Annotated in this window: 16 protein-coding genes; 9 read left to right on the top strand and 7 right to left on the bottom strand. The window is 48.8% G+C overall.

Features of this window, described 5'->3' with window-relative positions:
• Nucleotides 1–108 precede the first annotated feature (108 nt).
• The 8 genes from LKK83_RS01760 (at nucleotide 109) to LKK83_RS01725 (ending at nucleotide 7297) form a co-directional block, all read left to right on the top strand.
• Nucleotides 109–1368, top strand: coding sequence for a hypothetical protein (locus LKK83_RS01760; protein ID WP_324629040.1), 1260 nt, complete (start codon nucleotides 109–111; stop codon nucleotides 1366–1368).
• Between the two features lie 924 nt (nucleotides 1369–2292).
• On the top strand, nucleotides 2293–2553 hold the full coding sequence (locus LKK83_RS01755; protein ID WP_324629039.1) for a hypothetical protein: 261 nt from the start codon (nucleotides 2293–2295) through the stop codon (nucleotides 2551–2553).
• Between the two features lie 662 nt (nucleotides 2554–3215).
• Nucleotides 3216–3806 (top strand): hypothetical protein, encoded by a 591-nt coding sequence (locus tag LKK83_RS01750; RefSeq protein ID WP_324629038.1) that lies wholly within the window; start codon nucleotides 3216–3218, stop codon nucleotides 3804–3806.
• The gene (locus LKK83_RS01745) at nucleotides 3806–5026 is read left to right on the top strand and encodes a DNA methyltransferase (RefSeq protein ID WP_324629036.1); all 1221 of its coding nucleotides are present in this window, start codon (nucleotides 3806–3808) and stop codon (nucleotides 5024–5026) included. The genes LKK83_RS01750 and LKK83_RS01745 overlap by 1 nt, the downstream gene beginning before the upstream one ends.
• Entirely contained in the window at nucleotides 4992–5138 is a 147-nt protein-coding gene (locus LKK83_RS01740; RefSeq protein ID WP_324629034.1) for a hypothetical protein, read from the top strand. Before LKK83_RS01745 ends, LKK83_RS01740 begins: the two co-directional genes overlap by 35 nt.
• Nucleotides 5131–5349: a hypothetical protein gene (locus tag LKK83_RS01735; RefSeq protein ID WP_324629033.1), complete on the top strand. Its 219-nt coding sequence runs from the start codon at nucleotides 5131–5133 to the stop codon at nucleotides 5347–5349. The genes LKK83_RS01740 and LKK83_RS01735 overlap by 8 nt, the downstream gene beginning before the upstream one ends.
• Before the next feature lie 144 nt (nucleotides 5350–5493).
• Nucleotides 5494–6579, top strand: a complete 1086-nt coding sequence (locus LKK83_RS01730; protein ID WP_324629032.1) for a ParA family protein — start codon at nucleotides 5494–5496, stop codon at nucleotides 6577–6579.
• Entirely contained in the window at nucleotides 6548–7297 is a 750-nt protein-coding gene (locus tag LKK83_RS01725) for a HEPN domain-containing protein (protein WP_324629031.1), read from the top strand. The genes LKK83_RS01730 and LKK83_RS01725 overlap by 32 nt, the downstream gene beginning before the upstream one ends.
• A gap of 54 nt (nucleotides 7298–7351) precedes the next feature.
• Here the strand turns inward: LKK83_RS01725 and LKK83_RS01720 are convergent, their stop codons facing one another.
• The gene (locus tag LKK83_RS01720; RefSeq protein WP_324629030.1) at nucleotides 7352–7591 is read right to left on the bottom strand and encodes a hypothetical protein; all 240 of its coding nucleotides are present in this window, start codon (nucleotides 7589–7591) and stop codon (nucleotides 7352–7354) included.
• A 53-nt stretch (nucleotides 7592–7644) separates the two neighbouring features.
• On the opposite strand from LKK83_RS01720, the gene alaS reads away from it, so the two are divergent.
• Complete coding sequence (gene alaS / locus LKK83_RS01715) at nucleotides 7645–10275, top strand: alanine--tRNA ligase (RefSeq protein WP_324629029.1); 2631 nt, start codon at nucleotides 7645–7647, stop codon at nucleotides 10273–10275.
• Between the two features lie 151 nt (nucleotides 10276–10426).
• Here alaS and LKK83_RS01710 read toward each other — a convergent pair whose 3' ends face one another.
• The 6 genes from LKK83_RS01710 to LKK83_RS01685 form a co-directional block, all read right to left on the bottom strand.
• Nucleotides 10427–11290, bottom strand: a complete 864-nt coding sequence (locus LKK83_RS01710; RefSeq protein ID WP_324629028.1) for a CoB--CoM heterodisulfide reductase iron-sulfur subunit B family protein — start codon at nucleotides 11288–11290, stop codon at nucleotides 10427–10429.
• Nucleotides 11287–11883, bottom strand: coding sequence for a 4Fe-4S dicluster domain-containing protein (locus tag LKK83_RS01705; RefSeq protein WP_324629027.1), 597 nt, complete (start codon nucleotides 11881–11883; stop codon nucleotides 11287–11289). Before LKK83_RS01705 ends, LKK83_RS01710 begins: the two co-directional genes overlap by 4 nt.
• An 11-nt stretch (nucleotides 11884–11894) precedes the next feature.
• Complete coding sequence (locus LKK83_RS01700) at nucleotides 11895–12977, bottom strand: FAD-dependent oxidoreductase (protein ID WP_324629025.1); 1083 nt, start codon at nucleotides 12975–12977, stop codon at nucleotides 11895–11897.
• A gap of 172 nt (nucleotides 12978–13149) precedes the next feature.
• Entirely contained in the window at nucleotides 13150–14196 is a 1047-nt protein-coding gene (locus LKK83_RS01695) for a heterodisulfide reductase-related iron-sulfur binding cluster (protein ID WP_324629024.1), read from the bottom strand.
• 16 nt (nucleotides 14197–14212) lie between these two features.
• Nucleotides 14213–14923, bottom strand: a complete 711-nt coding sequence (locus LKK83_RS01690) for a 4Fe-4S dicluster domain-containing protein (RefSeq protein WP_324629023.1) — start codon at nucleotides 14921–14923, stop codon at nucleotides 14213–14215.
• A gap of 337 nt (nucleotides 14924–15260) precedes the next feature.
• The gene (locus LKK83_RS01685; RefSeq protein WP_324629022.1) at nucleotides 15261–16577 is read right to left on the bottom strand and encodes an NAD(P)/FAD-dependent oxidoreductase; all 1317 of its coding nucleotides are present in this window, start codon (nucleotides 16575–16577) and stop codon (nucleotides 15261–15263) included.
• Between the last annotated feature and the right edge of the window lie 738 nt (nucleotides 16578–17315).

The following is a 17315-nucleotide window of genomic DNA, read 5'->3' as shown; positions in this document are numbered from 1 at the left end:
TTCAGTTCGGCATAGAGGAAAGGGGGTAGAGACCACCGAACACCCCTATAAAAATCGGTCTCTTATCCATCTGTAAATTGCTGTATTCATCCTGTTAACGCCATATAGATGAAACCATTAAGCTTATTGAGTGTAGTCCCGATCGCGGCCTCCATCGCCCTGACGCCAGGGAGTCTCTTGGCGATGCCGATGGAGTTACGTGCCACTGGGTCCGCCGTAACCGCTAGACGCGGCAACGCCAGAGGGTTTCCCTCGTTTAACAGTCAGCGACTCGACCAACAACTGGTGCTTTACCAGAACCATTTAGATCGGTTTGGACCGCCGGATGTTTTGATTGTCGGCAGTTCGCGATCGCTGCAGGGGGTGGATCCGGTGGCTTTAGAAAAAGCATTGGCCCATTATGGGTATTCGGGGGTGAATGTTTTTAACTTTAGCATTAATGGAGCGACAGCTCGCGTCATCGATCTGGTGCTGCGAAAAATTTTGACGCCGGATCAGTTACCGGAGATGATTATTTTTGCCGATGGGGTGAGAGCGTTTAATAGCGGACGAGTGGATCGGACCTATCAGGCGATCGTGGAGTCGGAGGGGTATCGGTTACTCTCGCAAGGAATTCGGCCCTTGCAAAGTCAAGCCCTGCCCCCATCTGCATCTCCAGGCCCGACCCCAGACGCTATCCCGGGTACCAAATCCGTGAAAGCGGTGGCCAATTGGCGCGGCGGGCACAGGCCCGGGATGCAGGGAAAATTAGATCCGGTGGCGGGAGAAGGTGTAGGTCCGGTGGCGAGAATGTTTTATCGACGCCGAAGACCGGAAACGAGACCGTCTTTACCGCCGAGTCAACCGCCCACACCCTCGGATCCGACGCCGAGTACCCCCCAGCAGCGTCCCTCGTTGCCCACGGTGCAAGCGGTGATGGCGGGTCAAACGCCCAATCAAATGCAGGCGAGTGGGTTTTTTCCGGTGACGAGTCAGTTCGATCCGGGGAGGTACTATCAGCAATATCGCCGGGTACCCGGGCGGTATGATGGGGATTATGCCAGTTTTAGCCTGCAAGGGGAGCAAATGGCGGCGTTAGAAGCGATCGCGCAATTTGCCAGAACTCGTCAAATTCCCCTGGTGGTGGTGAATTTACCCCTGAGTAATGATTATTTGGATTCGGTGCGGATGGCATCGGAAAGGCAATTGCGCCAGCGGTTGCAGAGCATGGCATCGCGAGAGGGATTTCTGTTTCGCGACTTGGGCATGTTATGGCCCGATCGCAATGATTATTTTGCCGATCCGAGTCACCTGAATCGGTATGGTGCATTTGCCGTGTCGTTGCACCTTGCCCAGGATTCGAGCATCCCTTGGTCAGTGGCGCGGTAGTCCTTCGCCGAGGGGAGTGGACTGTGGTGGGTTGTTTGCCGACCTGCTGGTGGTTCGCCCCCTCCCGAGGAAACAATTGAGGGATGAGATTCTCCGCCGTGGGTTTCTCTCCCTTAAAAACAAGTCGAGCCTTGCCAACGGTGGCAAGACTCATCGATACAAACGAGTAACTTTGAAATACTGAATATGACTCGGTTCCGAAACAGAAGACTTAACTAAGGTTTACAGCGATCGCAGCTTTCACCTTCACTTTCCAGCGCGGAAATCCAGCTTCACTGCGACTGGGACTCAGACCGGGAACACCACGTCCTTTCCCGCATTTATTTACCTTGACGAGTTTAATACGCTTCTTTTTGGTGTCCAGTATTAAGCTAACACAGCTTTTGTTTCCTGACAACTAATCTTTACGAAACTTTACAACTGGCGATCGTTGGTGGTTGGTCATTGGTCATTGGTCATTGGTCATTGGTCATTGGTGGTTGGTCGCTGGTGGTTGGTCGCTGGTGGTTGGTCGCTGGTCCTCATTCAAAGGACAAATGACCAATGACAAAGGATAAATGACAAAGGACAAATGACCATTTTTCTACTCTACAGATGTCAGAAAATTTAAGTTACTAAAAAATAGTTTCCGGATTGACTGATTTGATTGCGTATAAAAAATAAATCATTGTCGATTTGGGAATAAATACTGATGAAATTGTACGCTTCTGTGTTCGTGTTACTCGTAAGTTTACTGAACCTTACAGTTAACTTTTATACCGCTTCCGATTATCAATCTTCAGAGGCGCAAGTAGGCAGCCACGGTGATATTCAGCCCCGACGTGGGAGAAGTGGGCCGCGCGGTTAATCTCTGAAGAATTGCTATCCTGAAAACTCAAAATAGCAGCGTAGTAGGGATTGTCAAAATTAAGTGATGCAGTCCTAATGTCTAATCCTACACCTGTTTTATTATTGAGTTCTTTATTGCTTTCTCTGGCAATTCCGGTTCAAAACTCTGCCGCTGAATTTTTCCCTCAGACCCTCTCGGATAATTCGCCAGTCGGGTGGTTATCCGCAGAGGGTGACTATGAAGAAGAGGGTAAAAAATGTACTACCATGCGCGGTGGTGGCAGAAGAGACGAATGTTTGACGACATTAAATAATCGGGGTGGCAATAATGAATTCCAAGCGGATTTTACAATTTAATGGCATAGTTTTATTGGGACAACTCAAATTTATCGCAAAGATTCCCCCGGTATGTTTAACTACCGGGGGTTTTCATTGGTGGGGAAATTACAATATAATCCGCTTATTTTGTTGGTAACAAGTTTAATTATCGAGCGGGCTTTTGGGAGGGCTGCTGTATAAAATATCATCGCTTTTGCGAGAACATCGGGTTTTGATGGAGCTGCATGGCTAATAAAATGCAATGTGGGGATTATACTAAGCGATCGCAACAACTAAACGTTATGAGTTGTCTCGAGACTTACTTAAAGGATTGACAATCGGCGGCGATCGCGCGATCGCGGCGGCAGGGGGGGGACAGGCGATCGCGGCTACCTCTAGCGTTTTTCTCCAAAACCTGCTAAACTGAGTTTTCCTTAGCTAAAGCGGGAACTATTAGAATCCTATCGCAAACGCCAGCCAAATCGAGCAAATTTATGGTGAATGACGAGAGCCTGTATCTGAAACAATTTCTAGATCCCATAAAAGTTTGTAGGCAATACAAGCCCAAATTCGGGCGGGGAAACAAAGCGGAAGGGATAGACTTAGAAGAGTTTCTCTCTGTTTATGGCAGGGATCCGTTTTACTCCTGGATTGGTTTAGATTCAGAGTTAATGTATGCTGCTCATAAAGCTGCGGGGGGAATGACTTCAGTTTACCGACAGATTGGGAAGGGCTGCGAGAATTTATTTAGACAGATAATCCGCGATCGCGCGCAATACGCAGATCCGAGCTATGCTTTATGGTCTTACACGACCCAAACAAAAAACAACAAGAATAAAACGTTGTGGTTGGATGCGCGGTTAGAACTGAGAGCCATGCAGAATGTAGAGGTAAAAGAGAGAGCGGTTCAGTGGATTGCCGAGTACAGCGCGCTTCTCGGGGTTCCTGCACCGATGAATGGCGCGGTTTTTGAAGTTCGCCAAGGTTACAAAAGTAAAGATAGTAAGCGACAAAATGCGGACATTGACAATATTGCGGTGGCTTGGGCGAATGGATATCTCCCCGTGTTTGCTATTTTCTCATCGCAAATCGATGCGGATCTAGTATTACGCTACCGCAACAGTCGTGGCGGGGTGATTGTTGGAACGCGATCGGGCAATAGTCAAAATTCGCTCTTTGTGTTTTGCCAAGAGGTGTTAGGCTATGATTTAGCCGAGTTTTTTGACCGACACTGTGAATTTATTCGCAGTGAAGTGTACGCCACCCTAGAAATTTTATTAAGCGCTCAGTGATGAGAAATACGGTAAAGCAACGAGCTGAATATACCTTCAAATTCAATCGCAATCTCGGACGACACGGATGGTTGAGATTGACGCCAGCTTATGGGGTTAAGCTGGTAGAAAAGCTGTGGGAATACAGGGATAAAAATGCAGTAATTCTCGACCCGTTTTCCGGGACGGCAACTACAGGACTGGTGGCGGCTGAACGGGGAAACCAAGCATTTGCGTTTGATATTAATCCGTTTTTAGTTTGGCTGGGTAATGCGAAATGTCAAACTTATTCACCGGATTGTTTAACCGATATTCGCCAGCAGGTTAAAGAGGCTTTGAGGGCGTACCCTAATTTAATTCACCAAGAGAACTGGACGCCAAAAATATTCAGAATTGAGAGATGGTGGTCTGCTTCCACTCTAAGAGCGATCGCTGCTTTGCGAACTGCCCTCGTCGAGCAATTTGGCGAACCGAGTAACAACGCTTATGGTTTAGTGTGGATTGCATTTTGCCGATTAGTTATTGAAACTTCATCAGCGGCTTTCAATCACATTTCGATGTCATTTCACAACAGCGTCACCCATTTTGAAGTTGAATATGTGGAAACCCTGTTTGCCAACATTCTGGATGTTATCTTGAAAAGCGCTAATTTACCGCTACTCGGTGATGCAAGTATTGTTCAGGCTGATTCGCGTACCATCACCGACTTAAACGGCATTAAAGTAGATAGAGTAATCACTTCGCCTCCTTATCCCAATCGAATGAGTTACATTCGCGAATTGCGCCCCTATATGTATTGGACGAAGTTTCTCCAGGAAGCCAAAGAAGCGGGGGAAATAGACTGGCAATCAATTGGTGGCACATGGGGAATTGCAACTAGTCGTCTTGCCAGTTGGCAGATAGAAGAAAAAGTCCTGCCCGATGAGCTATTTTTCATCGTAGATCGCATCCAAAAAACGGAGAGAAAGAATGCTCATCTTATGGGAATTTATGTGTTGAAATACTTTCACGATATGCACTTGCATTTGTCGGCGCTACGAAACCTGCTGGCATCGGGAGCAAAGGTGCAATATGCGATAGGAAATTCAACGTTTTTTGGCAATAAAGTGGATACCCCAGCCATTATTGCTCACTCGATGAAAATGCTGGGTTATCAGCAGGTTCGCTGGGAAATCATCAGAAAACGAAATTCAAATAAAGCACTTTATGAGTATTGTATATCAGCAATTTGGGCAGGTTAGGGGAACAACAAAAAAGGGCGATCGCGCGATCGCGGCGGCAGGGTGGGGCGCAATGGGGTATGATGTGACTATAGCTGATTTAATGCTTGAGGCGATCGCCTTCCATGTCTGAACCATTGCAACTCGAACTGTTTGACTGCTTACCGGAATTTATCGAACCCGATCGCCCGCCAGGAATCTACCAAAAATGCGGCAGTTTCACCGATAACATGAAACTGCCGATCCATCGGTGGTTTCGCTATTCTGCCGGGTTTTCAGCGTTATGGGTGGAAGAGGCGATCGCTCCCTGGCAGAATATGCTACGATTACCTCTATGGCATTAAAAACGTTAGGTGGGGGCCAGGTATTCCCTACAAATCGGACATCTATCCAGGGTATGCTTGCGCCAAGCTGAAAACCCTGCGGCTTCAACTCAGGAGCAAGTGCCAGTGGGTCACACTTTATTGGATAACAAGGGGGTAAGTTAAATGGTTCAGAAAATTGCCTTATTCAATCACAAAGGCGGAGTAAGCAAAACGACAACCACATTTAACCTAGGTTGGATGTTAGCTTCAAAAGGGAAAAGGGTCATTCTTGTGGATAGCGATCCACAATGCAACCTCACGGGGATGGCATTGGGAGAATCAACCGAAGATGACGAAGCAAGAATAGAAGCGATTTACAACACAGGTTCCAACATCAAAACAGGTTTAGCCCCAGCTTTCGAGTCCCAACCCAAAGCAATTGAAGCTGTAGAATGCATTCCCATCGAAGGCAAAAATAAAGACCGATTGTTTTTGCTGCCCGGAGATGTAGGGTTTGCTGAATATGAAGTCACTTTAGGAATCGCTCAAGAGCTAAGTGGCTCAATTCAGACGCTCAAAAACATCCCGGGGTCGATTACGGATTTGCTCGAGAAAACGGCTTCCAAATACAACGCCGATTACATTTTGATTGATATGAGTCCCAGTTTGGGAGCCATCAATCAAAATTTGCTGATGACGAGCGATTTTTTCATCGTTCCAACCACCGCTGATTTCTTTTCAGTGATGGCAATTGACTCTTTAGCTCGAGTGTTGCCCAAATGGTACGAATGGGCGAAAAAAGCCAGTTCCATGTCCATCTTAAAAAATGCGAATTACCCCTTTCCTGATGTTAAATTGCGTTTTTTGGGAACTATCGTGCAAAACTATCGCATTATACATGGAAGAGAAACGGCAGCATTTCAAAAATGGATTCAGAGAATCGAGTGCGATGTTGAAACGAAGCTAGTTCCCAGTCTAGAGAAACATAACATGATGCTACCCAATTCCATGTATGCCGAATGGGGAATCGACCGAAGTTTATGCTTGACGAAAATTGCGAATTTCAATAGCCTAATCGCCCTGTCTCAGAAACATCGAACGCCAATTTATGACCTGACTACCGAACAATTAGAGCAAACTGGAATAGTTTTGGAAAATAATCGAAAAAAGCAAGAGGACTTTCGTGAAGTTTTTTTGAATTTAGCAGATAAGGTTATCGGTTTAACTCCTACCGCTTATGCAGTCAGCGCTGGACCAATTTCGGATTAGCATAGGTCGGGTGAGAGACCTGATTTCCGTTCATAATTCTGTTAACGCTCAATCCACTGCTGCTTTAGATTTGTCTGATATGTTAAGAGCGGCGCTCGTGCTAGCGGTGAGTGCGTTGGATTATTATGTCCATGAAGTTGTTACCCTTGGAATGCTAGAGATTCATAGAGGACAACGGTTGGAACCCTCCCCTGGACAAAATAGTTCTCAATCCGCATTTTCGCGGTTCCAAGTGTCATTGGGTGGGGCGCGACAGGAAAGGGCGATCGCCCTCAATATTGCCAATTGGCTAGAAAATGAAATTCAACAAAATCAAGGTGCTTCTTTTTTGCAACAGTCCCATACAATCTCAGGGTTGCTACCTGTCATCTCCAGTCGTCTGCAAAATCAGCTCGATTGCGCGTCTTGGTTAGAGGATGAAATTCGAGAAAAACTGGGATATCAGAGTTTTCAGCAACCGGATAAAATTGCTGATGCAATTCGGCTCATTTCAGATCGGCCATTATGGAATGAGGTTGCCAATCAACTGGGTCAAAATCCCCGAAATATTAAACAGCAACTTCGTGCTATTGTCGATCGCCGCAACAAAATCGCTCATGAGGCGGACATAGATCCCACATACGGGATTGGAAGTCGGTGGCCGATTAATGAAAGTTTTGTGAATGATGCAGTTAATTTTATCGAGACCCTCGTCGAGACAATTCATCAAGTTTTATAACCAGATTCGTCGGATAGGCAATGCCCACCAAACCATAAATTTATAGCCGACTTTTTAAGCAAACTGGACAATTAACCCCATCCGAAGCGCCACAACCGGATCGCAAATGCCCTCGCCATCGGAGAATACCCCTGGGAAGTTGGGGCGGGGGGTGTGGGAAGGGGGAGAGGTTACTCCCAGTAAGTTACTAATTAGTAACCAATGAGACTCAAACGGTGCCTTGTCCCGGTGTCGCATACGAAACCGACGCCCTAACACCCCAATAGCGATCGCCCGGAGTAGCGATTCGTTCAAAACAAATGCAACAATAGACAATCGGTTCACCCTATATTTCACGAAATTGCATCATGTCTTCTGCCCTCAAACCCCTAACCGGCGAACAAATCCGCGACAAATTCCTCAACTTCTTTGCCCAGAGGGATCATCGCGTACTTCCCAGCGCTTCCTTAGTCCCGGAAGACCCCACAGTATTGCTGACCATTGCCGGGATGCTACCGTTTAAACCGATTTTTCTCGGGCAGCGAAGCGCCGAATTTCCGCGCGCCACCACGTCGCAAAAATGTGTCCGGACCAACGACATCGAAAACGTGGGACGGACCGCGCGACATCATACCTTCTTCGAGATGTTAGGCAATTTCAGCTTTGGCGATTACTTCAAAGAAAAAGCGATCGCCTGGGCGTGGGAACTCTCCACGGAAGTTTACCAGTTGCCTGCAGAACGCATCGTGGTCAGCGTCTTCCGCGACGATGACGAAGCGTTCGAGATTTGGCGCGACAAAATTGGCATTCCGGCCCATCGCATCCAACGCATGGGAGAAGCGGATAACTTCTGGGCCTCCGGTCCGACGGGTCCGTGCGGTCCTTGTTCGGAACTCTATTACGACTTCCATCCGGAACGCGGCGAGGACAATCTCGACCTAGAAGACGATACCCGGTTTATCGAATTTTATAACCTGGTATTCATGGAGTACAACCGCGACGGCGAAGGCAACTTAACCCCCTTGGCGAATAAAAACATCGACACCGGGTTAGGATTGGAACGGATGGCGCAAATCCTGCAAAATGTGCCGAACAATTACGAAACCGACCTGATTTTCCCGGTAATCCAAAAAGCGGCAGAAATCGCCAATATTGACTATAGCAAAGCAGACGCAAAAACCAAAGTCTCCTTAAAAGTAATTGGCGACCACGCGCGGGCCGTGGTTCACATGATTGCCGATGGGATTACTGCGTCGAATATCGGCAGAGGATACGTGTTGCGGCGACTGATTCGCCGGGTGGTTCGTCACGGGCGATTAATTGGCATTGAGGGCGAATTTACGCCGCAGGTGGCGCAAGTGGCGATCGCCCTCGGGGAAAACGCCTATCCGAACCTGCGTGAGGCACAAGCGGGGATTATTGCCGAATTGCAACGGGAAGAATCTCGCTTCCTGGAAACCCTGGAACGGGGCGAAAAACTGCTGGCGGATATTATGCAGAAAAACCCCAAACAAATTCCGGGACGGGATGCCTTTACCCTTTACGATACTTATGGATTCCCCTTAGAATTAACCCAAGAAATTGCCGAGGAACAAGGGTTAACGGTGGATTTGGCTGGGTTCGAGGCGGCAATGGAAGAGCAGCGCGTGCGATCGCAGGCGGCGCACGAAACTATCGACCTCACGGTACAAGGCAGTTTAGACCAACTGGCGGAACATATCCATCCCACGGAATTTCTCGGCTACAGCGAACATGCAGCTACGTCAGAAGTGACAGCACTTTTAGTAGAGGGGAAATCCGCTACCGAAGCCAGTGCCGGCAGTGAGGTGCGAGTGGTGTTGGATCGCACGCCGTTTTATGCCGAATCTGGGGGACAAATCGGCGATCGCGGTTATCTCTCCGGGGATGAAGTGCTAATGCGCGTGGAAGATGTGAAAAAAGAAGGCGAATTTTTCGTGCATGTGGGACGCATCGAACGCGGCACTTTGCAGGTGGGCAGTCGCGTGAGTGCCCAAATCGATCGCGCCTGTCGCCGTCGCGCCCAAGCGAATCACAGTGCGACTCACTTATTGCAAGCCGCCCTGAAAAAAATCGTCGATGATTCCATTTCCCAGGCCGGTTCCCTGGTGGCGTTCGATCGCCTGCGGTTTGACTTTAACTGTCCCCGCGCCCTGACCCCGGAAGAAGTGCGGGAAGTGGAAAATCAAATCAATACCTGGATTGCCGAAGCCCATCCGGCGCAGGTGGCGGTGATGCCCCTCCCGGAGGCAAAAGCTAAAGGTGCGATCGCGATGTTTGGCGAAAAATATGGCGATGAAGTGCGAACCATCGACTTTCCCGGCGTGTCGATGGAATTGTGCGGCGGCACTCACGTGAGCAACACTGCCGAAATCGGCGTATTCAAGATTATCGCCGAAACCGGTGTCGCCTCTGGGGTCCGGCGGATCGAAGCCGTGGCGGGACCTTCGGTGCTAGAATACCTGGAAGTGCGCGATCGCGTGGTGCGTCATCTCGGCGAACAATTCAAGGCGAAACCGGAGGAAATTCCCAGTCGGATCGAGAGCTTGCTTGGAGAGCTGAAAGCCACCCAGAAGCAGTTAGAGGCGATGAAAGCGGAACTGGCGATCGCCAAATCCGATCGCTTGGTCTCCGAAGCGGAAACCCTGGGCGAGTTCAAAATTCTGGTGGCGGACCTAGGTGAGGTGGAACCCGATGCCCTGAAAACTGCCGCCGAACGCTTGCAGCAAAAACTCGGCAGCGCTGCAGTGATTCTCGGTTCGGTTCCGACTCCGGAAAAAGTGAGCTTAGTCGCTGCATTCAGCAAAGATGTGAATGGCAAAGGATTGCAAGCCGGTAAATTTATCGGTGGAATTGCTAAAATCTGTGGCGGTGGCGGCGGCGGGCGTCCCAACCTGGCACAAGCTGGCGGACGGAATCCGAGTCAGTTAAAACAAGCCTTAGAAACCGCTCGCCAAGAATTGCGCGAAGGGTTACAATAATTAGCAGAAGGTGGGCAACTGCCCGCCTTTTTTTGTGGCCTTTCTCTGGGGCGTTCCTGGAGGTAGAGATGCGATCGCGTCTCTACCGGACACTCCAGGAAGCGGAATATTTGCGATCGCTTCGTAAATAGCACCTGCATTCGGTTTGCGATTAATTGACTTTCGCCAATACCCGTTTGGGTGAAACCACATGCTTGTGCATCCCCAATTTACCCGGTTTCATGCCTAACGCCAAGCCAACGATTTCGGTGATGTAAATAATCGGCATCGAATAAGAAACGTTGTATTTCTTCTCGATTTCTGCTTGTCGCAGTTCCAGGTTGGTGGCACAGAGGGGACAAGCCAAAACGATGCAATCTGCCCCGAGGTCTTTAGCTTCATCTAAGAGCTTTTTCGTCAGGTCTAACGCCACATCTTTTTTGGTTTCTAGAATCGGTCCGCCGCAGCATTTGGTTTTCGAGCGAAAATCCACCGCTTGCGCCCCACAAGTTTCGACGATTTTATCCATCGCCATTGGAAATACAGGGGAATCCCAACCAGTGATATCTTGGGGCCGCGTCAGCAAGCAACCATAGTAACAGGCAACTTTCAAACCCGTCAAAGGCTTTTTGATGTGGGGGGCAATATCGATATCGTGAGCCAGCACATCCACTACGTTTCGCACCCGAATGTTGCTCTCGGACACCGAGAGTCCCATTTCGGCAAGTATGGGGGCGATTTTGTTTTTTTCGGTCTCGGTTTCTAGGGCTTTGGCGGCTTTAGCAGATTTGTTGTAACAGCCGGAACAAGAGGCTAATAAATCGCGGCTTTCTTGTTGGGCTAAAACCACGTTTCTGGCGGCTAAAGCCATGCCCACGTCATGGGAAACGTTGCTGGCTACGGAACCACCGCAACAAGACCAGTCGTCTAGTTCTTTGAGGTCGATTCCGAGTTCGCGCAGAACTACTTTGGTGGAGATATCGAATTCCTTCGCTGTGGTATGAAGGCTGCATCCGGGATAGTAGGAGTATTTCATTTTTTCAGGACCTTTTCTAATGCTTCGCTAAATTGTTTCGGGTCTTTGACTTTGGCGGGGAAGGGGGACATTTTGCCTTTGAGGCCAAGTTGAATGCCTAAGGGGGCTTGTTTCACCATCGCTTCAATTCCGCCATATTTTTGCATCAGTTCCGGTTCGAAGAGGATGCCGCGTTTCTGGATTAATTCTACAAAGATTTCGCTGAACCGGGTGGAGTCGTTTTTGATGCCTTCGCGAATGGCGATCGCTTTAATGGCTTCGATGACATCGGAGGGCCGCACGCCGCGCGGACATCGGGAGGTGCAAATATAACAAGAGCTGCACAACCACAGGGTGTCGCTTTTGATGACGGTTTCCCAGTCCCCTCTTTGCAGCATCAGAATCAGTTTTCTGGGGGAGAGATCCATGCGATCGGCATTGGTACATCCACCGCTGCAGGTGCCGCACTGCATGCAACTGGCGATCGCGGCACCTTCGCCACCTTCAGCCAATACTTTCTTCATCACATCCGGATTCATGGTGTCGCCATCTACTTGGCGATCGACCTTCAGTCCGAAAAAGCATTTATTCTTTCGTTTCTTCGTCGTAGCCATAACATTGTACCTTACTTACTGACTGTTTCCATTTCGCCCAGAGAATGCCCATTGGCGGTAGAGTTGACCATGCCTTGTGCGGGAGTTGCTGCAGTGGCCAAAAAACCTGCCATTTCCGCCGCCGCCGATCGCCCATCGGTAATCGATTCCATAATCGCTTTCGGACCGGTTGCGGTTCCCGCCAGAAAAATTCCTTTCCGGTGAGACTCGTTATTGGAATATTGCATGTGAGCTGTTTCGTAAAATCGGTCTACACCGACTTTTAAATCCGCCACCTCTGCCAGTTCGGAATTGCCGCACATTCCCACCATCAACACTAACATATCCACACTCAAGCGCATAGGTCGGGCGGTGAGGGTGTCTTCTACCCGCAACAACAAACTGCCGTCATTTTTCTCATTCGCCTCGGAAAGCCGACCTCGGATAAACTGCACCCCATATTCCTCCTGGGAGGTGCGATACAGTTCCTCGTAACCGCGACCAAATACCCGAATATCCATGTAAAGGCAGTAAATTTCGCAATCGGGAATCAGCTCTTTAATCTCGATCGCCACTTTCACTGCATTCGTACAGCAAACCCGCGAGCAGTAATTATTATTTACCTGCTGGTCTCGCGACCCCACACAATGAACCATCGCCACTTTCTTCGGGGTTTTGCCCGATGCCGTTTTTAGGGTTTGTTGCTTGAGCATGGCATCGAGTTCCACCGAGGTAATCGTGTTGTCGTAGTAATCGTAGCCATACTCCTCTTTAAACGAGGCATCAAAATGATGGAATCCGGTGGCCACTAAAATCGCATTCGCGTGAATTTCTTCCCCGGTGGAGGTGACGACAGTAAAGTTAGGAGCCGACCCTTCAATGCGCGTTACGGTGCAGTCGGTGATGACCCGAGTACCGTTCAGTTCTCCTTTCAGATTGCTGATGATTTCTGACGCATCGGTAAAGTCGGGAAATACTTTATACCAGTTCTTCACATGTCCGCCAAGTTGGGATTGCTTTTCAATCAATACCACTTCATGGCCGAAGTTTCTCAGTCGTCCGGCGGCAGACATCCCAGCAACGCCCCCACCAATGACTACTACTTTATTACCCATTTTCTGTACCTGTTAACTGCGTTAATTCAACCTTGCAAGTTTCTTTTATTTTACTCCCATTGTGGCAATAATGAACGAAATTTATTGCAGATTTACCGTCTATTTTTTCCTGGGAGTTCCCCTGCCCCTTGCAAGCAGGCAGGGGGATTTTTTGCCCGACTAGAAGTCATATTTAAAAGGGTCGTCTTCTTTCTTCGGCGGTTTTGGACTTGTCATAGGGAATGCCGATTTTATCGAGCAAGGGTTCGACGGGGACGACTTTCGCATTCATGCCGCAGTCTTTGAACGGATCGTATCCTAACAATAACCCGGTGAGTTGCGCGTAGTCCAGAATGCTCACGTTGAACTCTTCTTCGAGTACCTCTTTAATCGTCCCTTGTTCGGCATCCAGAAATACCGTACATCCGGGACAGTTGGTGAGCATCAGGTTGCAGTCGGGGTGCGCTTCTTTGAGGCTCTTGAGTTTCTTGTACACGCTACTGGCGGTATAGTCGCGGTTTTCTGGGAAGGCACATTGCCGGAAACCCATCCCGCAGCAGTGTCGCCGTTCTGGATAATCCACGATTTCCGCACCGAAGGCTTCCAATAAGCCCACTAATACTTGCGGGAACTCCACGCCTCCCATTGCTTCCCCGGGGAAAATCTTGCCGTAGTGACATCCGACGTGATCCACCGCTTTGACGCCTTTCAAGCTATACTTGGCTTTTTCGGCCAATTTATGGCGATTGGCGAAGAAGACATCGGAGGCGTGAACCACCGAGGGCCGTCCACCGGAAACGTGAGGAATCCAGAATTCGCGTCCCGTGGTTTCTTTTAAGGTTTTTTCGGTGTAGTCGCGCAACTCGGGTTCTTCTTCCCACAGTTTGATGACTTCGGTGTAGTTGGCGAATGAGGTGACGCAGAAGGAGAAAAGATTATCTACACCTTGTTCGTAATGGGCGACGGAGAAGTTTCTCGCCGCTACCACCATTTGCGTCTCGATGTTGGATACATCGCCGTGATATCCGATCGCACCACAGGAGGTATGTCCGGGGGCTTCGCGCAAATCCATGCCCAAATCGTTTTTTAGGATTTTATAAGCAATCCCTTCGGTATAAGGAGCGGCACTTTGCAAGAAGCAACTGCGGAAGCACCCCCACAATTTTCCGCCTTCGTCCTCTACGGTAGGCACCTGTTTTTGGTGTTTTTCCCAGGCTCGATTTTCTCTTGCGACTTTCATCTGTTTTTCTCCTTATTTATTTGCTTTCTTCCAGTTCGTATTCTCTGCTATCGCCGGTTTCTACCCAGCTTTCCCAGAATTTTTCCACTTCTTCTTTGCTGCCGAGTTTCTTTTCCATGCCTTTTTCTACAGCATCCATTAACTCGATCGCACCAGTGGCTTTATAAATCGCCCGCAATTCATCCATGTCTTTTTCGGGAATCACCCGGTGGGAACCAGCACTGTTTTCTTTGTCCATCGGCACATCCCACCATTCGCGCATTTCTGCCATGTGCTCGTAATAGTATTCCCAGTTTTCTCCCAGTTCGGGAAAATGTTCGGGGGTGATGTTTTCGGCGACTAAGGTGTAGCCTCTTTCCAGCATGTTTTTACCAAAGACGCGCTTGGCAAACAATTGCTGCCTTCCTTTCTCCGATTCGGCAAAGTATCCGTGGCGAACCGACAGGCGACGCAAGGCTAAAATAACCGACCCGGTGTTGTTACCTCGCGGACACCTTGTTTTGCAGGAAAAACACTGCCCGCAATACCAAATTTTGTCGGATTTTAGCAGTTCTTCAATGATGAGTTCGTCATCTTGTGACGAGACGATGTTCATCACTTCTCTCGGCGAGTAATCGTTAAATTCCGCTGCGGGACATACCGCCGTGCAAATCCCGCAATTGAGGCAGGCATTCATTCCATGCTGGAATAAAATGTCTTGTTCTAACTCTTCATACAATTTGCCCATTTTTAAACCTCCTCATGTTGGTTGAGTTTGGTGGAGCTACTTAATTGGCTTTATAGCCATGTAGCTATATTATCATAGTTTTCCAAAAAAATCATCTTTTTTACATTTCTTAATTTTTTGCGGGGAAATTCCGGAATAAAAATGAGCCGAAACCCTTGTTATAAAAGGATTTCGGCTCATAACAATTTTTTTCGAGTGGCTACCTAGCCTACGGGCAGAGTTTCTGAGTAAAAATGCCGATTGGTGAGTAAAAATACTGGGGGGCGAGGGGGGGAAGGATCCAGTTTTTGGGTGGGCATTGCCCACCCGACAGCGCAATCGAGACCGATTAAAAATGTTATTTTTGCCGCCACTGTAGGGGCTTAATGTAATCGCCTTCAAATGCTGCCCCTTTTAACATGCGGTTCCAATAAACCCACGGCAAAACATGCTTTTTCATCACCCACATTACCCAGCGTTCTTTCGCTGGATTGAGGGGGAAACTAGACGTGGGGCGGGCATTATAACCGTCAAATTCTGCCATCACCGTTTTGTCATAGCCGGTAATTAAAGGACAGCAGGTGTAGCCATCATAATGGGCGCTCAAGGGTTGGGAACCCAAAAAGTTGAGTAAATTTTCCGCAACTACCGGCGCTTGCTTGCGAACTGCGGCGGCGGTTTTAGAGGTGGGGAGAGAGGAAGCATCCCCAATTCCAAACACGTTGGGATAGCGATTATGCTGTAACGTATCCTTATTCACATCCACCCAACCGCCGGGGTTGTTGGGAACGGCGAGGGGACTTTCTTTGATAAAATCCGGAGCACTTTGGGGCGGGGCGACGTGAATCATGTCGTAGTGGATGCTGACCTCTCCCACGATCGCATCATCTTGTAGGACATCAAAAACCGCCTCTTTGGTGTCGGCTTTAATTTCTTTCAGGTTGTGGCCGAATTTCACGTCAATGTCGCGCTCTTGCACCACATTTTCTAAAATTGCCGAATACTCTGGTACCGAAAACATCCTAGTTTTTGGGGTTAAGAACATGACATTAGAGCGCTGACGTACCCCGTATTTGCTGCGGAAAAAGTCGTCCGCCATGTACATGATTTTCTGGGGGGCACCGCCGCATTTAATTGGGGTATTGGGAAAGGTAAATAGGGCATTTCCCCCTTGAAAATTGCGAATCAATTCCCAGGTGTAGGGGGCGTATTTAGGCGAGTAGTTGCTGGTGACGCCATTGGAGCCGATCGCTTCTTTGAGACCTTTGATTAAATGCCAGTCAATTTGAATTCCCGGACAGACAATTAAGCAATCATACTCAACTTTGAGACCGCCGGTGGTAAATAGGGCGTTGTTCTCCGGGTCTAGTTTTATCGCCCGTTCCGCAACCCAAGTCACCTCCTTGGGAAGCACTTCTTTTTGCGGTTTGACTGTATCTTGAATCTGAAAAACGCCGCCACCGGTTAAGGTCCAACCGGGTTGGTAATAGTGTTTTTGCGAGGGTTCGATAATCGCAATATCGAGCGATCGCGCTTTTTCCAGAAGCCATGAAGCGGTGGTAATTCCCGCCGCCCCGCCACCAACGATCGCGATTTGGTAATGTACGGTTTTGTGGACTTCCGGTCGATCCGGGGAAGTTGCACTCTGAGATTGTTGTGGTGTAAGCGTTACCATTGTCTGCGTTTTTGGCTAATTATTATTTTTACGGATAGCAATGTGACAAGTTGAGGGTCCGAGGCATGCCTCACCCTGCTGACTGAGTAGATGTATGGAACCCAGCAATCGAAACTTTTCGCTTCTCTTGTCACCATCGATCGCTCATCTTACTCGACTATAGTATATGTTGTCAAGCACGAATCGCAACCAGAGCCATTTTCCTCGGGGCACCCTCTGGATGAAGCGCTCCATTTCCGGGGAGGCAACGAAGCCCCCAAAATTTGTTTCTAATGCATCGGTTTTGCTTGAGGGGCCTTGCTCTGGCGATCGGGCACTTATACTTATCGCCCCGCCCGCCGCCCATCGAACGCCTCCCCACCGACTTTTTTCAATTACTTGTTGGCTATATGGCTTTATTTATAGCTAACCTGCAATTACTTATCAATGACTGATTTATTGCGAATTTACAATATTTTCCGGCTGGGGGCCTCCCATCTGCGGGGGCGATCGCGGGGCACCCGGTGAAATGCAAATTGTTCTACTGTTATCTGCAACTTTTGCAGGTTGGGATTGCCAAACTCCAAGGGGACTTGCCTGGGGGCACAATGCTGAAGGAGGGTTGCTGTTTATAACTTGTTCCCAGGCTAACTCGTCTAACTCGTCTAACTCGTTCCCAGGCTAACTCGTTCCCAGGCTCATGCCTGGGAACGGCCCTCCCGAGGCTCCGCCTCCACCCTGATAACTCGTTCCCAGGCT

Origin of the sequence: Phormidium sp. CCY1219, assembly GCF_035615515.1 — a bacterium.
Lineage (GTDB): Bacteria > Cyanobacteriota > Cyanobacteriia > Cyanobacteriales > Laspinemataceae > CCY1219.
The sequence above is the reverse complement of the archived record's forward strand: the minus strand, read 5'-3'. Positions and strand labels throughout refer to the sequence as shown.